Below are 15,700 nucleotides of genomic sequence, written 5' to 3' on the forward strand. Positions count from 1 at the left end.
TCCTTCTGTAAATATAAATTTGGCTAATTTTACCTTATAATCGGCACAAAATTGCTATCAAAAGGAAGTTTTATGTTTGAAATGTTAAAAAATTGGTATAAACGCCGATTTAGCGATCCGCAAGCAATGGCGTTGCTTGCTATTTTGTTATTCGGGTTTATTGCGATTTATTTTTTTAGTGATTTACTCGCACCATTATTAGTGGCTATTGTTTTAGCGTATTTATTAGAAATGCCAATTCGCCTGCTTAATGAGAAATTAAAATTTCCTCGATTACTTGCCACAATTTTTGTTTTGGGTGGCTTTGTTGGCATCGTACTCATTGTGGCTCTTGTGCTTATTCCGACGTTAATTAGCCAGACTATTAATTTGTTTAGCGAATTGCCTCATATGTTCAATTCCTTTAATGATTGGCTCCTTTCCTTGCCTGAGCATTATCCAGAAGTCGTGGATTATCAAATGATCGATGGCTTCTTTACCGGTGTAAAAAGTAAAATTTTAGGTTTTGGTGAATCAGCCCTAAAACTTTCAATTTCTTCCATTATTAGTTTGGTGAGTTTGGGGATTTACGCTTTCCTTGTACCACTGATGGTTTTTTTCCTTTTAAAAGATAAACAAGAATTAATGGCTTATATTAGTCGATTTTTACCACGCAATCGCAAACTCGCCGATCAAGTGTGGCAAGAGATGCAAAAACAAATTGCCAACTATATCCGCGGTAAAATTATTGAAATTGTTGTTGTGGGCGTGATTAGTTATGCAATTTTTCTCTTTTTTGATCTACGTTACGCTTTGTTACTCGCAGTTGCCGTAGGGCTTTCTGTATTAGTGCCTTATGTAGGTGCTGTGCTTGTTAGTATTCCTGTAGGACTTGTCGCGATGTCGCAATTTGGTATTGGCTCAACTTTTTGGTCATTAATGACAGCTTATGTGGTAAGCCAAATCCTAGATGGTAACTTATTAGTTCCATTCCTATTCTCTGAAGCAGTGAATCTCAATCCTTTAACAATCATCATCGCCGTTCTCATTTTTGGTGGGCTATGGGGATTTTGGGGCGTATTTTTTGCCATTCCGCTCGCAACGTTGGTGAAAGCCGTTGTTCACTCTTGGCCTTCTGATGAAAATGCGTAGAGATATCAGGGAATTTTTAAAGTGCGGTAGAAATTTTTAATCTTTTTATTTGCATATTTATGCAATAAACATTAATATTATTGCAATTTTACAAAGACAGAGATCTATCATAAAAATGACTATTAGTGTAAAAAATTTGAATTTTTTCTACGGTTCATCGCAAGCGTTGTTTGATATAAACCTCACAGCGGAAGATGGTGACACTGTGGTTTTATTGGGGCCAAGTGGAGCAGGAAAAAGTACATTAATTCGAACCTTAAATTTGTTAGAAGTGCCAAAATCAGGAGAACTCATCATCGCCAATAATAAATTCGATCTATCTCAAGCAAAGGCGAATCCAAAACAAATGCGTCAATTACGGCAAGATGTAGGAATGGTTTTCCAACAGTACAATTTATGGCCGCATCTAACAGTCATCGAAAATTTAATTGAAGCCCCAGTAAAAGTGTTAGGTTTAAATAAAGAAGCTGCGAAGAAGCAGGCACTTGAGCTGCTTTCTCGTTTACGTTTAGATACTTTTGCTGAGCGTTTTCCTCTTCATCTATCAGGGGGGCAACAACAACGCGTGGCGATTGCTCGTGCTTTAATGATGAAACCGCAAGTATTACTTTTTGATGAACCAACCGCCGCATTAGATCCAGAAATCACTGCTCAAGTTGTTGCTATTATTCAAGAATTACAACAAACAGGTATTACACAGGTGATCGTAACACACGAGGTTTCAGTAGCACAAAAAGTGGCGACTAAAGTAGTGTATATGGAAAAAGGCCGTATTATCGAAATGGGGGACGCAAATTGTTTCCTCCAACCCAAAACTGAACAATTTAAACAATATCTATCTCATTCACATTAAGGAACAATACAATGAAAAAATTATTTTTAACGACACTCTTAGCAAGTTCTGCAATGATGGTTCAAGCACAAGATATTACGTTTGCAATGGAGCCAAGTTACCCACCTTTTGAATCAACTGATGCAAAAGGGGATATTGTAGGCTTTGATGTAGATATTGCTAATGCAATTTGTAAGGAAATTGACGCAACTTGTCATTTTAAAAGCCAAGCTTTTGATGCGTTAATTCCAAGCTTAATTAAAGGCCGTGGCTTTGATGCAGCGATTTCTGCCATTGATATTACAGAGGCAAGAGCCAAACAAGTGGCATTTACTGTACCTTATTATGAAAGCTCAGCGAGCTTTATTGCCGTAAAAGGCAAAGCTGATCTCAGCACAGCAAAAACAATCGGTGTGCAAAATGGGACAACCTATCAACAATATGCCAATGCGGAAACAAAACAGTACACCACAAAATCTTATGCCAGCTTACAAGATGCCGTTCTTGATTTAAAAAATGGGCGTATTGATTTGATCTTTGGTGATACTGATGTATTGCGTGATATGTTTGAAAAAAATCCAGAACTCACTTTTATTGGCGAGCGTATTACCGATAAACGTTACTTTAATAACGGACTTGGTATTGCCGTAAATAAATCAAATACAGACTTGGTAAATAGCTTAAATAAAGGTATTGAAGCTATTAAAGCAAACGGCGAATATCAAAAAATTTATGACAAATGGATGACTAAATAATCCCTATGTTTGTTGATTATCTTCCTTTAATGTACACCGCAACCCTGATGACCTTAGGGTTGGCGGTGTGTTCATTATTACTTGGGCTAGTTTTAGCATTAATATTTGTCAGCCTAGAAATGAGTAAATGGCAATGCGTACATAAGCCAAGTGCCATCATAATTACGCTTTTGAGAGGATTGCCGGAGATCCTTGTTGTTTTCCTGATTTACTTTGGTATTCCTGAAGTATTGGAATTTATTACGGGTAAGTATTTAGAACTGAGTCCATTCTTTTGTGGCGTACTCGCATTATCCATTATTTTTGCCGCTTATGCCTCACAATCATTGCGTGGGGCCATTCAAGCAATTCCTTCAGGGCAATGGGAGTCTGGTGCGGCACTTGGTTTAAGTCGCAGTTATACCTTTATACATATCATTATGCCACAAGTATGGCGACACGCATTACCCGGCTTAAGTAATCAATGGTTAGTACTTTTAAAAGATACTGCATTAGTTTCTTTAATTGGTGTTCACGATCTAATGCGTCAAGCAGAACTTATCAATACTCGTACCCACGAACCTTTTACTTGGTATGGTTTTGCAGCGTTGATGTATTTGCTGATCACGCTTATTAGCCAAATATTAATTCGTAAATTAGAGTGGCGTTTTACCCGTTTTGAAAGAGGAGTGGAATAATGATTCACGATTATTTCATCACTATTGCTCAAGGGATACCAACTAGCTTATTACTCACTGTCGCAGCACTTCTTGTTGCTTTCATTCTCGCTATTGCTTTAACATTTATCTTAGCGATGGAAAATAAGGTATTAAAAAGTGCAGTCAATATCTTCCTTACTTTGTTTACAGGTACACCACTTTTAGTCCAGTTTTTTCTGATCTATTATGGACCTGGTCAGTTTCAATGGATAGTACAAAGCCCAGCTTGGTCACTTCTCTCTAATGCGTGGTTCTGTGCAATGCTCACACTTGCCTTAAATAGTGCGGCTTATTCTACACAATTATTTTATGGTGCGGTAAAAGCAATCCCCAAAGGACAGTGGGAAAGCTGTGCTGCCTTAGGAATGAGTCGATGGCAAACATTGAAAATCCTTATTCCTTATGCTTTAAAGCGTGCATTGCCTTCTTATAGTAATGAGATTATCTTGGTTTTTAAAGGGACCTCTCTTGCTTCAACGATCACACTCCTTGATATTATGGGGTATGCTCGACAACTTTATGGTACAGAATATGATGCTCTAACCATTTATGGGATTGCAGGTATAATTTATTTAGTTATCACTGGAATTACTACTTTATTACTCCGAAAATTAGAAAATAAAGTACTTGTTTTTGAACGATTAGAGAAATCCTAGAATAGACATAGACGGTAATGGCATTCTATTTGATGGCTTGATAGAATCAATTCTCTCATCGAGTGACTAACTTTTGATCTGATAGTCAAGATACTTTCTATTAACAGTAAATATAAGAGATACACAATGGGCGACGATAGCCAGAATTCGAGTTTAGAAACCTCGAGCAAAAAGAGCTTTTTGCAATCCCTATTTGGGCGATTTTTCCAAGGGGAGTTGAAAAATCGGGAGGAATTGGTGGAGGTGATCCGCGATTCCGAGCAGAATGAACTTATCGATCAAGACACCCGTGAGATGATCGAGGGCGTGATGGAGATCGCCGAGTTACGCGTACGGGATATTATGATCCCCCGCTCACAAATCGTTTTTATTGAAGCGGATCAGGATTTAGATTCTTGCTTGGAAACCATTATCGAAAGCGCTCACTCCCGCTTCCCCGTGATTACTGATGAAAAAGACAACATCGCGGGCATTTTGCACGCCAAAGATTTGCTGAAATTTTTGCGTTCTAATGCGGAAGAATTTGAACTTCTCGCTTTGCTTCGCCCTGTGGTGATCGTGCCTGAAAGTAAGCGGGTGGATCGAATGCTGAAAGATTTCCGCTCAGAGCGTTTTCATATGGCGATTGTGGTGGACGAATTTGGTGCAGTGTCGGGCTTGGTTACCATTGAAGATATTTTGGAGCAAATTGTCGGCGATATTGAAGACGAATTTGATGAAGAAGACATCGCGGATATTCGCCAGCTTTCCCGCCATACTTACGCAGTGCGAGCCTTAACAGATATTGAGGATTTCAACCAGCAATTCCATACCCATTTTGCCGATGAAGAAGTGGACACCATCGGCGGCGTAGTGATGCAAGCCTTCGGGCATTTGCCGAAACGTGGGGAAGAAATCACCCTTGAACATCTGCATTTTAAGGTTACCTCCGCCGACAGTCGTCGCGTGATTCAGTTGCGTGTTACCGTGCCTGATGAGTACCTTGAGCAGATCGAAAATCAGGAAGAAAATAACGAGAGCGTTCAATGAAGCCTTTCTTCACCTATCTCATTGCGATCTTATCGGGAAGCCTAGGCGTGCTTGCCTTTTCCCCCTTTAATTATTGGGGCGTTGCCTATGTTTCCTTGCTCGGCTTGCTGTGTGTAATAAAAACTTCGCCAAAACACACCGCACTTTTCGCCGCCTTTTTATGGGGGCTAAGCTTTTTCGCTATTGGCGTAAGCTGGTTGCACGTCAGCATTCACCAATTTGGCGGCTCACCGTTATGGCTCAGCTATGTTTTGGTAGGGCTGTTGGCAGCCTACTTAGCGTTATTTCCCACTCTGTTTGCCTACCTGATACAGCGTTTTCACGTTCAGCATCTCGCACTTTACCCTGTGCTTTGGACATTCACTGAATTTTTACGCGGCTGGCTGTTTACGGGGTTTCCGTGGTTACAATTTGGCTATACGCAAATCGACAGCCCATTCTCAGGACTTGCTCCGATTTTTGGTGTGCAAGGGCTAACATTTTTTGTGATGTGGGTAAGTGCGGTCATTTTTCAGCTTATTTTTACTGCGTTTCAAAAGCCCAAAAAATGGGCGTTGTTATTCAGCCACAGCGGTTTATTATTGTTGATTAGCGGATTGGCGATGTGGTCAAGTTCGGCGAATTATGTCAAAACCGAGCCAGAAAAAGCCCTCCGCATTACCTTGGTGCAGGGCAATGTACAACAAGAACTCAAATGGGACGCACAATATTTACAACAAATTATCGGTACTTATGTCAAGCTAATTAACCAGCATTTAGGCAAAACTGATTTAATTATTTTGCCCGAAGCCGCATTCCCCACGTTTGAAAATCAAATTCAGCCTTTTCTGCTTTCTTTGCAACAAGCAGCACGCGAAGCGGGGACAGAAGTAATGATCGGCACGATTTATCAAGATTGGCAAAAAGGCAAATTATTTAATTCGATCATTAACTTAGGCAATCCCGATTTGCCTTATAACGAGGAAACACCAAACCGTTATAATAAGCATCATCTCGTGCCATTTGGTGAATATGTGCCATTGGAAAGCCTGTTGCGACCATTGGGATCGGTGTTTAATTTGCCGATGTCCGCCTTTCAAGCGGGGGACGCGGTGCAGCCGCCTTTCCTTGCCAAACAGCGGAAATTCACCCCCGCGATTTGTTATGAAATTATTTTTGGTTCGCAAGTGCAAAAAAATCTCACCGCACAAACGGATTTTCTTCTGACTATCTCAAATGACGCGTGGTTCGGTGATAGCATTGGGCCTTGGCAACATTTGCAAATGGCGAGAATGCGAGCGTTAGAGCTAGGCAAACCCGAAATTCGGGCGACCAGCACGGGGATTACCGCCTTTATTGATGAAAAAGGCAAGATAATTGCACAAGCTCCACAATTCACCGAAACCACATTAACGCAACGCATCGCCCCGACAAAAGGCAAAACCCCTTACGCTCAATTTGGTGATATGCCATTATATTTATTGTGTCTTTTGTTGCTGTGCTTCCGTTTGGCACATTATGCTATTTGGCGTTGGGTGATAAAAGTTCGGTCATAAAATGACCCTATTTTTAAAATAAAGTGCGGTGGAAAAAACATTCAAATTTTACACCGCACTTTAACGTATTAGGAACGTATCAGGAAAATCTTCCCGCTTCGCTTGTATTCTAAACGAAAAAGTGTATTATAGCCGTCTAGACGCCAAAACATCTATCGCTCAACTTCTCTCACTTTCATCAGGGCTTCTTCGCTTAACCGTACGCGTTGTGATACTTTCGGAGCAATGTTGATATGGAATGAGAGCCATTCAGCGAGGCTGGCACGAATTTTAAACTGACGACAATCAATGAATTTATTTTGAGGAAAGCTATGTCATCATATTTATTTACTTCTGAATCCGTATCAGAAGGACACCCAGATAAAATTGCCGATCAGATTTCTGACGCGGTGTTAGACGAAATTTTAAAACAAGATCCGAAAGCCCGCGTGGCCTGTGAAACCTATGTAAAAACAGGTATGGCGCTTGTGGGCGGTGAAATCACCACTTCAGCTTGGGTGGACATTGAAAATCTTACCCGCCAAGTAATTTGTGATATTGGTTATAAGCACTCTGATATGGGCTTTGATGGCCATTCTTGTGCGGTGTTAAACGCCATTGGCAAACAATCTTCCGACATTAATCAAGGGGTGGATCGCGAAAGCCCACTCGATCAAGGGGCAGGCGATCAAGGCATTATGTTCGGCTATGCAACTAACGAAACCGAAGTGCTAATGCCTGCGGCGATTACTTACGCGCACCGCTTAATGGAACGTCAAGCACAAGTGCGTAAAAACGGCACATTGCCTTGGTTGCGTCCTGATGCGAAAAGCCAAGTAACGCTAAAATATGAGAACGACAAAATTGTGGGCATTGATGCAGTGGTGCTTTCCACTCAGCACGCCGACAACGTAAGCCAGCAAGAGATTTATGAAGGCGTGATGGAAGAAATCATCAAGCCTGTGTTGCCAAGCGAATGGCTCGGTAAAGACACCAAATATTTCATCAATCCAACAGGACGTTTTGTGATTGGCGGCCCAATGGGCGATTGTGGCTTAACAGGACGTAAAATTATTGTGGACACCTACGGCGGTGCAGCACGCCACGGCGGTGGTGCGTTCTCGGGTAAAGATCCGTCAAAAGTGGATCGCTCAGCCGCCTACGCTGCTCGCTATGTGGCGAAAAATATTGTTGCCGCTGGCTTGGCAGATCGTTGCGAAATCCAACTTTCTTATGCTATCGGCGTGGCAGAACCTACTTCAATTATGGTGGAAACCTTTGGCACGGGCAAAGTGAGCAACGAATTATTGGTAAATTTAGTTCGAGAGTTTTTCGATTTACGCCCTTATGGCTTAATCAAAATGTTAGATTTAATCCAACCGATTTACCGCCAAACCGCCGCCTACGGACACTTTGGCCGCGAACAATTCCCGTGGGAAAAAACCGATCGTGCCGCAGAATTGCGTTCGGCTGCTGGGTTAAAATAATTCTCAAATTCTCGCACCAAGAGCAGTACCTTGTATAAGGTATTCGCCAAACTACACATTTCCGAGGTTGATGATTGAGTTCATCAACTTCTGCTTGGGTTTCCGCATTGTTCCATTGATTTCTCTTTTGTCGTTTTGAAGAGCATCTTCGTAACAACCTATTTATTTCTTTATTCCCCACGGCTAAAACTGATAGAGCAAAGGAAAATCAATAATTTAGTCGCATTAAGTTGTAAACAAAAAGCGGTTTAAAACCTTCGAGAAACTTAAGGAAACGCTACATAAATACATTCATTATTACAACCATAAACGTATTCAAGTAAAATTGAAAGGACTAAGCCCCGCAGAATACAGCACTCAGTCCTTGAATTAAAAAACATCTAATTTTTTGAAGTCAGAGGATTTTCATCGCTCTTTTCATAGGCTAACTAGAAATTAGGCATAATACATTTCAAATTCCACTGGATGCGGAGTCATATTTAAGCGTTCAACTTCTTTTCGTTTCATTGCAATAAAAGCATCCACAAAATCTTTACTGAACACGCCGCCTTTAGTTAAGAATTCATAATCTTGTTCTAAGGCATTTAAGGCTTCTTCTAATGAGCCTGCCACTGCTGGAATTTCTTTTAATTCTTCTGGTGGTAAATCATAGAGGTTTTTATCCATTGCATCACCTGGGTGAATTTTGTTGATAATACCGTCTAAGCCTGCCATTAATAATGCAGAGAAAGCTAAATATGGGTTTGCCAATGGATCTGGGAAGCGTGCTTCGATACGGATCGCTTTCGGGCTAGTTACCGCTGGAATACGGATAGATGCTGAGCGGTTACTTGCTGAATAAGCCAATAACACTGGTGCTTCAAAACCCGGAACTAAACGTTTATACGAGTTTGTTGATGGGTTGGTAAAGGCATTTAACGCTTTTGCGTGTTTGATAATTCCGCCGATGTAGTAAAGTGCGGTTTCTGAAAGTCCTGCGTATTTATCCCCTTGGAAGATATTTTTGCCGTCTTTACTTAACGACATATTACAGTGCATTCCAGAGCCGTTATCGCCTGTGATTGGTTTTGGCATAAAGCACGCGGTTTTACCGTGTTCTAAGGCAACATTTTGTACTACATATTTGTAAATTTGGGTTTCATCCGCTTTTAAGGTGAGCGAGTTAAATCTCGTGGCGATTTCGTTTTGCCCAGCCGTTGCCACTTCGTGGTGATGTGCTTCAACCACTAAGCCTAGCTCTTCTAAGATTAAGCACATTTCAGAACGAATGTCGTGTGCGGTGTCATTTGGAGCAACGGCACAGTATCCCCCTTTAGTTAATGGGCGATAACCATTATTGCCGCCTTCGTAGGCTTTGTTGGTGTTCCAAGAGGCTTCGATGTCATCAACCACATAAGAGTTACCATTCATTGCTGAGCCAAAACGCACGTCATCAAATAAGAAAAACTCTGGTTCTGGACCAAAGAAAACATCATCAGCGACGCCCGTTGAACGCATATAATTTTCCGCACGAATTGCGATCGAACGCGGGTCGCGATCATAGCTTTGCATTGTGGTTGGTTCATAGATACTGCAACGGAGCGATAAGGTAGGAATTTGTGCGAAAGGATCAACAACAGCGGTTTCGGCGATTGGCATTAAAAGCATATCGGCTTTATTAATGGCTTTCCAACCTTCCACTGATGATCCATCGAACATTTTACCATCTTCAAATAAGTCTTCATCAATTAAGCTTACTGGGATAGACACACCATGTTCTTTACCTTTGATGTCGGTAAAGCGAAGAAGAACAAATTTAATATCATTCTCTTCAATAAGTTTAAATACATTCGCTACGGCTTCATTTGACATAAGATAATCCTCTTAAAATAATGATTGTTAGAATTTAGATGTTGTGTATGATAAAGCACAGAGTTAAAATATCACATCACTTACAAATTTCAAGGGTATTTTAAAAATTTTAATTTATATCAAACAAAAGAAAAAAAAACCTCAATTTTTAACACCGCACTTTATAAAATTTTTAATATATCGACCCTTTGAGTAAATAATTTCTAATGCAAGCTTGTCTTCTTCTATAATCATTATTAGTAGCGACCATCAGTAAAACGTTGTATAATCTGCGACCTTTCGAGTAGTCTTCGCACAAATGTGCCGACAATTACATTTACACAAATCACAAATTGACAAACAAATGACAGAAACCATTGATATAAATAAATTGCGTAATATCGCAATTATCGCTCACGTTGACCACGGAAAAACCACCCTCGTTGATAAACTTTTACAACAATCTGGCACGCTAGAAGCCAGCCGCTCAGACGCAGACGAACGCGTAATGGATTCCAACGATCTAGAAAAAGAGCGTGGCATTACTATTCTTGCAAAAAATACTGCCATTAACTGGAATGATTACCGCATAAATATTGTAGATACCCCCGGACACGCCGACTTCGGCGGGGAAGTTGAACGCGTACTTTCAATGGTGGACAGTGTGCTATTAGTGGTTGATGCCTTTGATGGCCCAATGCCACAAACCCGTTTTGTAACACAAAAAGCCTTTGCACACGGATTAAAACCGATCGTCGTCATTAATAAAGTGGACAGACTAGGTGCACGCCCTGACTGGGTGGTGGATCAAGTTTTCGATCTTTTCGTCAATCTTGGTGCAACTGATGAACAATTAGATTTCCCGATTATCTATGCTTCCGCCTTAAACGGCGTGGCAGGGCTTGAACACGAAGATCTCGCTGAAGATATGACTCCATTATTTGAAGCCATCGTAAAATACGTCGAGCCACCAAAAGTGGAATTAGATGCCCCATTCCAAATGCAAATTTCACAGCTTGATTACAGCAATTATGTAGGCGTAATCGGCATTGGACGCATTAAACGTGGCACAGTAAAACCAAATCAAACCGTTACTATTATTGATAGCGAAGGTAAAACCCGCAACGGTAAAATTGGACAAGTATTGGGGCATTTAGGTTTGCAACGTTACGAAGAAGATCTCGCACAAGCGGGTGATATTGTGGCAATCACAGGCTTAGGTGAACTCAATATTTCCGATACCATTTGCGATATTAATAACGTGGAGGCCTTACCTGCCTTGAGTGTTGATGAACCAACCGTAACCATGTTCTTCTGCGTAAACACCTCGCCATTCTGCGGTAAAGAAGGGAAATTCGTCACTTCACGCCAAATTTTAGAGCGTTTAAACAAAGAACTCGTGCATAACGTGGCATTGCGTGTGGAAGAAACGCAAAACCCTGATGAATTCCGCGTTTCAGGACGTGGTGAGCTTCACCTTTCCGTATTAATTGAAAATATGCGTCGTGAAGGCTATGAATTGGCGGTTTCTCGTCCGAAAGTTATTTTTAAAGAAGAAAACGGGCATAAACAAGAGCCGTTCGAGCAAGTTACCATTGATATTGAAGAACAACATCAAGGGGCGGTAATGGAAGCCTTAGGTATCCGCAAAGGAGAAGTGAAAGATATGATCCCTGATGGCAAAGGGCGTACCCGTTTAGAATACGTTATCCCAAGCCGTGGATTAATTGGCTTCCGTAATGAATTTATGACGATGACTTCAGGTACAGGGCTACTTTACTCCACATTCAGCCATTATGATGACGTTAAACTAGGTGAAATCGGTCAGCGTAAAAATGGCGTGCTGATTTCAAACGGCACTGGCAAAGCACTTGCTTATGCCCTTTGGGGATTACAAGAGCGTGGTAAATTAATGATCGATCACGGTGTAGAAGTGTATGAAGGGCAAATTATTGGTATTCACAGCCGTTCAAACGATTTAACAGTAAACTGTTTACAAGGGAAAAAACTCACCAATATGCGTGCTTCAGGAAAAGACGATGCCATTGCATTAACTCCCCCTGTACGTTTCACCCTTGAACAAGCTATTGAATTTATTGATGACGATGAATTAGTGGAAGTAACCCCAACTTCAGTGCGTATTCGTAAGAAACTACTCACTGAAATGGAACGCAAACGTGCAAATCGCACAACAAGTAATATATAATATTTATATATTCAACGCACCTCGGAGATTTTCTGGGGTGTAACTTCGCTAAAGTTATTTTATTAGACTTATTTATTAATGAGCAAAATAATAGATTTAGACTAAAAAATATCGAAGATATAATATCGATAATAGGCTATAAAAGAATGAAAAACATTACTGAACAATTATCTGAGGCTATAGATGACATTCGGTTGTCCTTAAAAAATAATTATTTTTGGCGTGCTTTAGCTTGGAATGATATCCTTAACCGGTATCGAAGATCGACCTTAGGTCCTTTGTGGATTACGTTAAGTATGACCATTACTATTGGTGCAATGGCACCTTTGTACGCTTCATTTTTCGGAATGCCGATTAATGATTTCTTCCCTAGACTAGCTTTAGGAATCATTACGTGGGGGTTACTTGCTTCATCGATCAATGAGTTTACAAATACGTTCCAAGAAAGTGCAAATTACTTGAAACAAATAAAAATTTCATTTTCTATTTTTATTTTTAGGGTTATTTATCGACAACTGATTGTTTTCTGCCATAATCTGATTATTTATCCATTAGTAATGTTAATATTTTGGAAGCCTATTAATATTAACTTTCTATTTGTAATACTTGGCATTTTTCTAGTCACTCTAAATTTATTTTGGATTGGCTTATGCCTATCTATATTCTGTGCTAGATTTAGAGATATGTCTCCGATTATTAACAGCATTGTACAGTTGTTGTTTTTTATTACACCAGTTATTTGGGATCCTTCTATGTTATCAGCATCTAAGCAATTACTCGTTCATCTTAACTTCCTAGCTACGCTATTAGATCTAATTAGACAACCTCTATTAGGTGTAATACCATCAACTTTCTATTGGGTAAGTGCTTTATTAACAGCAATTATTGGAAATGGAATTGCTTTACTTATTTTTGCCAAAAAACTTAAACGAATTACTTATTGGTTATAATTAATAGGGGGTGATATGCATATTATTTTAGATAATGTTTCCGTTAGATTTCCTATTTATGATGCCAAACAACGTTCTTTTAAGCAAAGTCTAATAAAAGCAGCCACTGGTGGAAATATAAAAAGGGGAAAAGTACCAGAAGTAGAAGCCTTAAGAAATATTTCCTTCGCATTGAAAGAAGGGCATAGAGTTTCTCTCATCGGACACAATGGCTCTGGTAAGACGACTTTATTACGAGTACTTGCCGGAGTATATGCTCCAATAGAAGGAAAAATTCATATAAAAGGTAAAGTGACATCTCTATTAGACTCAATGCTTGGTATGGATCAAGAAGCTACAGGAATAGAAAACATTAAACTTAGAAGTTTATTTTTAGGGATACACCCAAAAAAAATAAATTCACTTATAGATGATATCATTGAGTTTAGTGAACTTGGTGAGTTTATCCATATGCCAGTTCGAACATATTCGAGTGGAATGATCTTAAGACTCGCATTTTCAATTACAACGAGTATCTCTCCCGAAATATTACTAATGGATGAATGGATTAGTGTTGGAGATGAAAAGTTTAAAATGAAAGCGGAAGAACGTTTAAATAAATTTATCAACCAAGCCGGTATTTTAGTTATGGCAACCCATGATAAAAAACTGGCTGAACGGACTTGTTCTACCCATATACATTTAGAACACGGTGAAATCATTAAATCAGACCTTCTTTAACTTATTTTAATTTAAGATAATGAAAAATATTCAATACAAAGGTTTTGTCTTATCCTTACAAAAAGATGAACTTAGAAGAAAAAATTTTTATCAACAAGTGTCGAGCTTAGATAGTAATCATATTCAATTTGAAACTTTCTATGCTATTGATGCTAAAAAAGATGAAGATAAAGCCTATATTGATGAGCATTTTGATTTCGCTAAAGCAAAAAAGTTATATGGTCGTGATGTTAGTTATGGTGAAGCTGCTTGTTCGCTATCTCATATAAAAATATATGAACAAGCACTATCTCAACAATCTTATTTAATTGTTTGTGAAGACGATGCAAAATTCAATAAAGATTTCCCTAAATTAGAAAGGATTCTGAAACAATCTGATTTTGATATTATTATTTTTGGAGAATCCAAAGCCCCATCTTTTAAAGGAAGCCGGAAATATCGATTAGCTTATCCTTTACAATTTAAACCTTATAGGTTCGAAAATTATAAGCTAGGTTGTATTTATGGCTTCTATACTCCTGGTACTGTTGGTTATGCAATTAATGTTAATGCATTGAAATATATCATCCAACTTGTTCAAAAAACTAAAGTTTACTGGCTTGCTGATGATTTTCAAGAAATCATCAATCAAGTTAATGATGAATATAACTACAAGATATCTATCGCACATCTTTTTCCTCGATTAGTAATAGAAGACTTGAGTATTCAGTCTCATTTGGAAACTGAAAGAGTTCAATTACAAAAACAAATAGCGAATAATAATTTATCCTTATTTGCTTATTTAAAACATAATATATCTCTACTGAAAGCATATCTAAAGAAAAGACATATAGCTTATAATGATGCAAGGAAAACAAAATGAAATTTTCGATTATTATTCCGTTTTATCAAGCTGAACATCATATTTTGGTATCATTGACATCCTGCTTAAACCAAACATACCAGAATTTTGAAGCTATCTTTATAGATGATGGCTCAACGGATAATACTTCATCGATTATTGAAAGCTATATGGCATCTGAGCCGCGTATAAAATTATTCAAACATCCTAAGAATATGGGAACTTTTTGGGCTAGAAAAACGGGTATAGAAGCTGCTACCGGAGAATATATCCTTTTTTTAGATTCCGATGATGAGTTAACAAAGGATGCCTTAGCTTCTTTATTTTCTCACCCTAAATCAGATATTGTTATGTTTCAATATTTAAAAAAAAATTGTTTACAATCTCCAAAAATGATAGGGGGGGGGGTAGAAGAAGCCTTACCTTATTTAACTTCTTCTCAAGAAATCACAGATTTCACCAATATTCAATCACATAATGCCCTCTTAACGGCTCTACTACAAAATCGAAATATCATAAATTGGTCCGCCGCTGGAAAACTGTACAATGCAACCTGTTTGAAAACCGCAATCAAAAAATTGGCTTTTATTAATCGTAAATTTATTCTTGCCGAAGATTTGCTTATTTATATGGCTATGTTAATGGAAACAAACAGTTTTTCATTTATAGATAACGTGTTTTATATTTATCATTTCAATCCTTTATCTAGCACTCACGAAGGTAATAGCATCAGCCTTAAAATTAAGCAACTTTCCCTTGCTCAAACCTATCTATTGACCTATCAAAAGCAATTCAAGAATGAAATTACCTCTCAAGATAATAGGCTTATCGAATACTTTCTAGAATGCTCTTTCGTGGAAATTTATACTTACCTTCAAACCACGATAAAAAACAAAGCTAAATTTATTTTCTATTTATCAAAATATTTTCTTTCAATAACTAACGATATGAAGAAACGATTCATTGTTTTTTCATATCGAAAATGTAAACTGTCTAGAAAATAAAAAAGATTATATAAATTTTTGGGGCTGTCCTAGATAACAACTAAAAA

14 protein-coding genes and 1 pseudogene are annotated in these 15,700 nt (G+C 38.7%); 14 read left to right on the forward strand and 1 reads right to left on the reverse strand.

Annotated elements, in window-relative coordinates; genetic code table 11:
* The first annotated feature begins 72 nt into the window (after nt 1–72).
* The 9 genes and pseudogenes from DXZ23_RS00990 to DXZ23_RS01030 all read left to right on the forward strand — a co-directional run.
* Complete coding sequence (locus tag DXZ23_RS00990) at nt 73–1,131, forward strand: AI-2E family transporter (protein ID WP_017806917.1); 1,059 nt, start codon at nt 73–75, stop codon at nt 1,129–1,131.
* Nucleotides 1,132–1,246: 115 nt separating this feature from the next.
* The gene (gene artP, locus DXZ23_RS00995) at nt 1,247–1,984 is read left to right on the forward strand and encodes an arginine ABC transporter ATP-binding protein ArtP (RefSeq protein ID WP_017806918.1); all 738 of its coding nucleotides are present in this window, start codon (nt 1,247–1,249) and stop codon (nt 1,982–1,984) included.
* An 11-nt stretch (nt 1,985–1,995) separates the two neighbouring features.
* Nucleotides 1,996–2,718 (forward strand): transporter substrate-binding domain-containing protein, encoded by a 723-nt coding sequence (locus tag DXZ23_RS01000; protein ID WP_017806919.1) that lies wholly within the window; start codon nt 1,996–1,998, stop codon nt 2,716–2,718.
* Nucleotides 2,719–2,723: 5 nt separating this feature from the next.
* Entirely contained in the window at nt 2,724–3,395 is a 672-nt protein-coding gene (artQ, locus tag DXZ23_RS01005; RefSeq protein WP_017806920.1) for an arginine ABC transporter permease ArtQ, read from the forward strand.
* Nucleotides 3,395–4,072, forward strand: a complete 678-nt coding sequence (artM, locus tag DXZ23_RS01010; protein ID WP_017806921.1) for an arginine ABC transporter permease ArtM — start codon at nt 3,395–3,397, stop codon at nt 4,070–4,072. Before artQ ends, artM begins: the two co-directional genes overlap by 1 nt.
* A 126-nt stretch (nt 4,073–4,198) precedes the next feature.
* Nucleotides 4,199–5,101, forward strand: a complete 903-nt coding sequence (corC, locus tag DXZ23_RS01015; protein WP_017806922.1) for a CNNM family magnesium/cobalt transport protein CorC — start codon at nt 4,199–4,201, stop codon at nt 5,099–5,101.
* Nucleotides 5,098–6,636 (forward strand): apolipoprotein N-acyltransferase, encoded by a 1,539-nt coding sequence (lnt, locus tag DXZ23_RS01020; protein WP_017806923.1) that lies wholly within the window; start codon nt 5,098–5,100, stop codon nt 6,634–6,636. The genes corC and lnt overlap by 4 nt, the downstream gene beginning before the upstream one ends.
* 311 nt (nt 6,637–6,947) lie before the next feature.
* Nucleotides 6,948–8,102: a methionine adenosyltransferase gene (metK, locus tag DXZ23_RS01025; protein WP_017806924.1), complete on the forward strand. Its 1,155-nt coding sequence runs from the start codon at nt 6,948–6,950 to the stop codon at nt 8,100–8,102.
* A 241-nt stretch (nt 8,103–8,343) separates the two neighbouring features.
* A pseudogene (locus DXZ23_RS01030) lies at nt 8,344–8,475 on the forward strand (IS3 family transposase); the annotation flags it as partial.
* Between the two features lie 62 nt (nt 8,476–8,537).
* On the opposite strand, the gene glnA reads toward DXZ23_RS01030, so the two are convergent.
* A complete protein-coding gene (gene glnA, locus DXZ23_RS01035) occupies nt 8,538–9,953 on the reverse strand; it encodes a glutamate--ammonia ligase (protein ID WP_017806925.1) in 1,416 nt (471 codons plus the stop codon).
* Between the two features lie 343 nt (nt 9,954–10,296).
* On the opposite strand from glnA, the gene typA reads away from it, so the two are divergent.
* From typA to DXZ23_RS01060, 5 genes are all read left to right on the forward strand, one after another.
* Entirely contained in the window at nt 10,297–12,138 is a 1,842-nt protein-coding gene (typA, locus tag DXZ23_RS01040; RefSeq protein ID WP_035695624.1) for a translational GTPase TypA, read from the forward strand.
* 146 nt (nt 12,139–12,284) lie between these two features.
* Entirely contained in the window at nt 12,285–13,088 is an 804-nt protein-coding gene (locus DXZ23_RS01045; RefSeq protein WP_017806926.1) for an ABC transporter permease, read from the forward strand.
* A 15-nt stretch (nt 13,089–13,103) separates the two neighbouring features.
* The gene (locus DXZ23_RS01050; RefSeq protein WP_021723793.1) at nt 13,104–13,808 is read left to right on the forward strand and encodes an ABC transporter ATP-binding protein; all 705 of its coding nucleotides are present in this window, start codon (nt 13,104–13,106) and stop codon (nt 13,806–13,808) included.
* A gap of 19 nt (nt 13,809–13,827) precedes the next feature.
* The gene (locus DXZ23_RS01055; protein WP_017806928.1) at nt 13,828–14,670 is read left to right on the forward strand and encodes a glycosyltransferase family 25 protein; all 843 of its coding nucleotides are present in this window, start codon (nt 13,828–13,830) and stop codon (nt 14,668–14,670) included.
* Nucleotides 14,667–15,653 (forward strand): glycosyltransferase family 2 protein, encoded by a 987-nt coding sequence (locus DXZ23_RS01060; protein WP_114995383.1) that lies wholly within the window; start codon nt 14,667–14,669, stop codon nt 15,651–15,653. Before DXZ23_RS01055 ends, DXZ23_RS01060 begins: the two co-directional genes overlap by 4 nt.
* Nucleotides 15,654–15,700: the final 47 nt, after the last annotated feature.

Origin of the sequence: Avibacterium paragallinarum, from assembly GCF_900450705.1 — a bacterium.
Classification (GTDB): Bacteria; Pseudomonadota; Gammaproteobacteria; order Enterobacterales; family Pasteurellaceae; genus Avibacterium; species Avibacterium paragallinarum.

Bases quoted from the DNA above. Each gene is read 5' to 3' on its own strand.
- DXZ23_RS00990 (WP_017806917.1), top strand. From the start codon at position 73: ATGTTTGAAATGTTAAAAAATTGGTATAAACGCCGATTTAGCGATCCG.
- artP (WP_017806918.1), top strand. From the start codon at position 1,247: ATGACTATTAGTGTAAAAAATTTGAATTTTTTCTACGGTTCATCGCAA.
- DXZ23_RS01000 (WP_017806919.1), top strand. From the start codon at position 1,996: ATGAAAAAATTATTTTTAACGACACTCTTAGCAAGTTCTGCAATGATG.
- artQ (WP_017806920.1), top strand. From the start codon at position 2,724: ATGTTTGTTGATTATCTTCCTTTAATGTACACCGCAACCCTGATGACC.
- artM (WP_017806921.1), top strand. From the start codon at position 3,395: ATGATTCACGATTATTTCATCACTATTGCTCAAGGGATACCAACTAGC.
- corC (WP_017806922.1), top strand. From the start codon at position 4,199: ATGGGCGACGATAGCCAGAATTCGAGTTTAGAAACCTCGAGCAAAAAG.
- lnt (WP_017806923.1), top strand. From the start codon at position 5,098: ATGAAGCCTTTCTTCACCTATCTCATTGCGATCTTATCGGGAAGCCTA.
- metK (WP_017806924.1), top strand. From the start codon at position 6,948: ATGTCATCATATTTATTTACTTCTGAATCCGTATCAGAAGGACACCCA.
- glnA (WP_017806925.1), bottom strand. From the start codon at position 9,953: ATGTCAAATGAAGCCGTAGCGAATGTATTTAAACTTATTGAAGAGAAT.
- typA (WP_035695624.1), top strand. From the start codon at position 10,297: ATGACAGAAACCATTGATATAAATAAATTGCGTAATATCGCAATTATC.
- DXZ23_RS01045 (WP_017806926.1), top strand. From the start codon at position 12,285: ATGAAAAACATTACTGAACAATTATCTGAGGCTATAGATGACATTCGG.
- DXZ23_RS01050 (WP_021723793.1), top strand. From the start codon at position 13,104: ATGCATATTATTTTAGATAATGTTTCCGTTAGATTTCCTATTTATGAT.
- DXZ23_RS01055 (WP_017806928.1), top strand. From the start codon at position 13,828: ATGAAAAATATTCAATACAAAGGTTTTGTCTTATCCTTACAAAAAGAT.
- DXZ23_RS01060 (WP_114995383.1), top strand. From the start codon at position 14,667: ATGAAATTTTCGATTATTATTCCGTTTTATCAAGCTGAACATCATATT.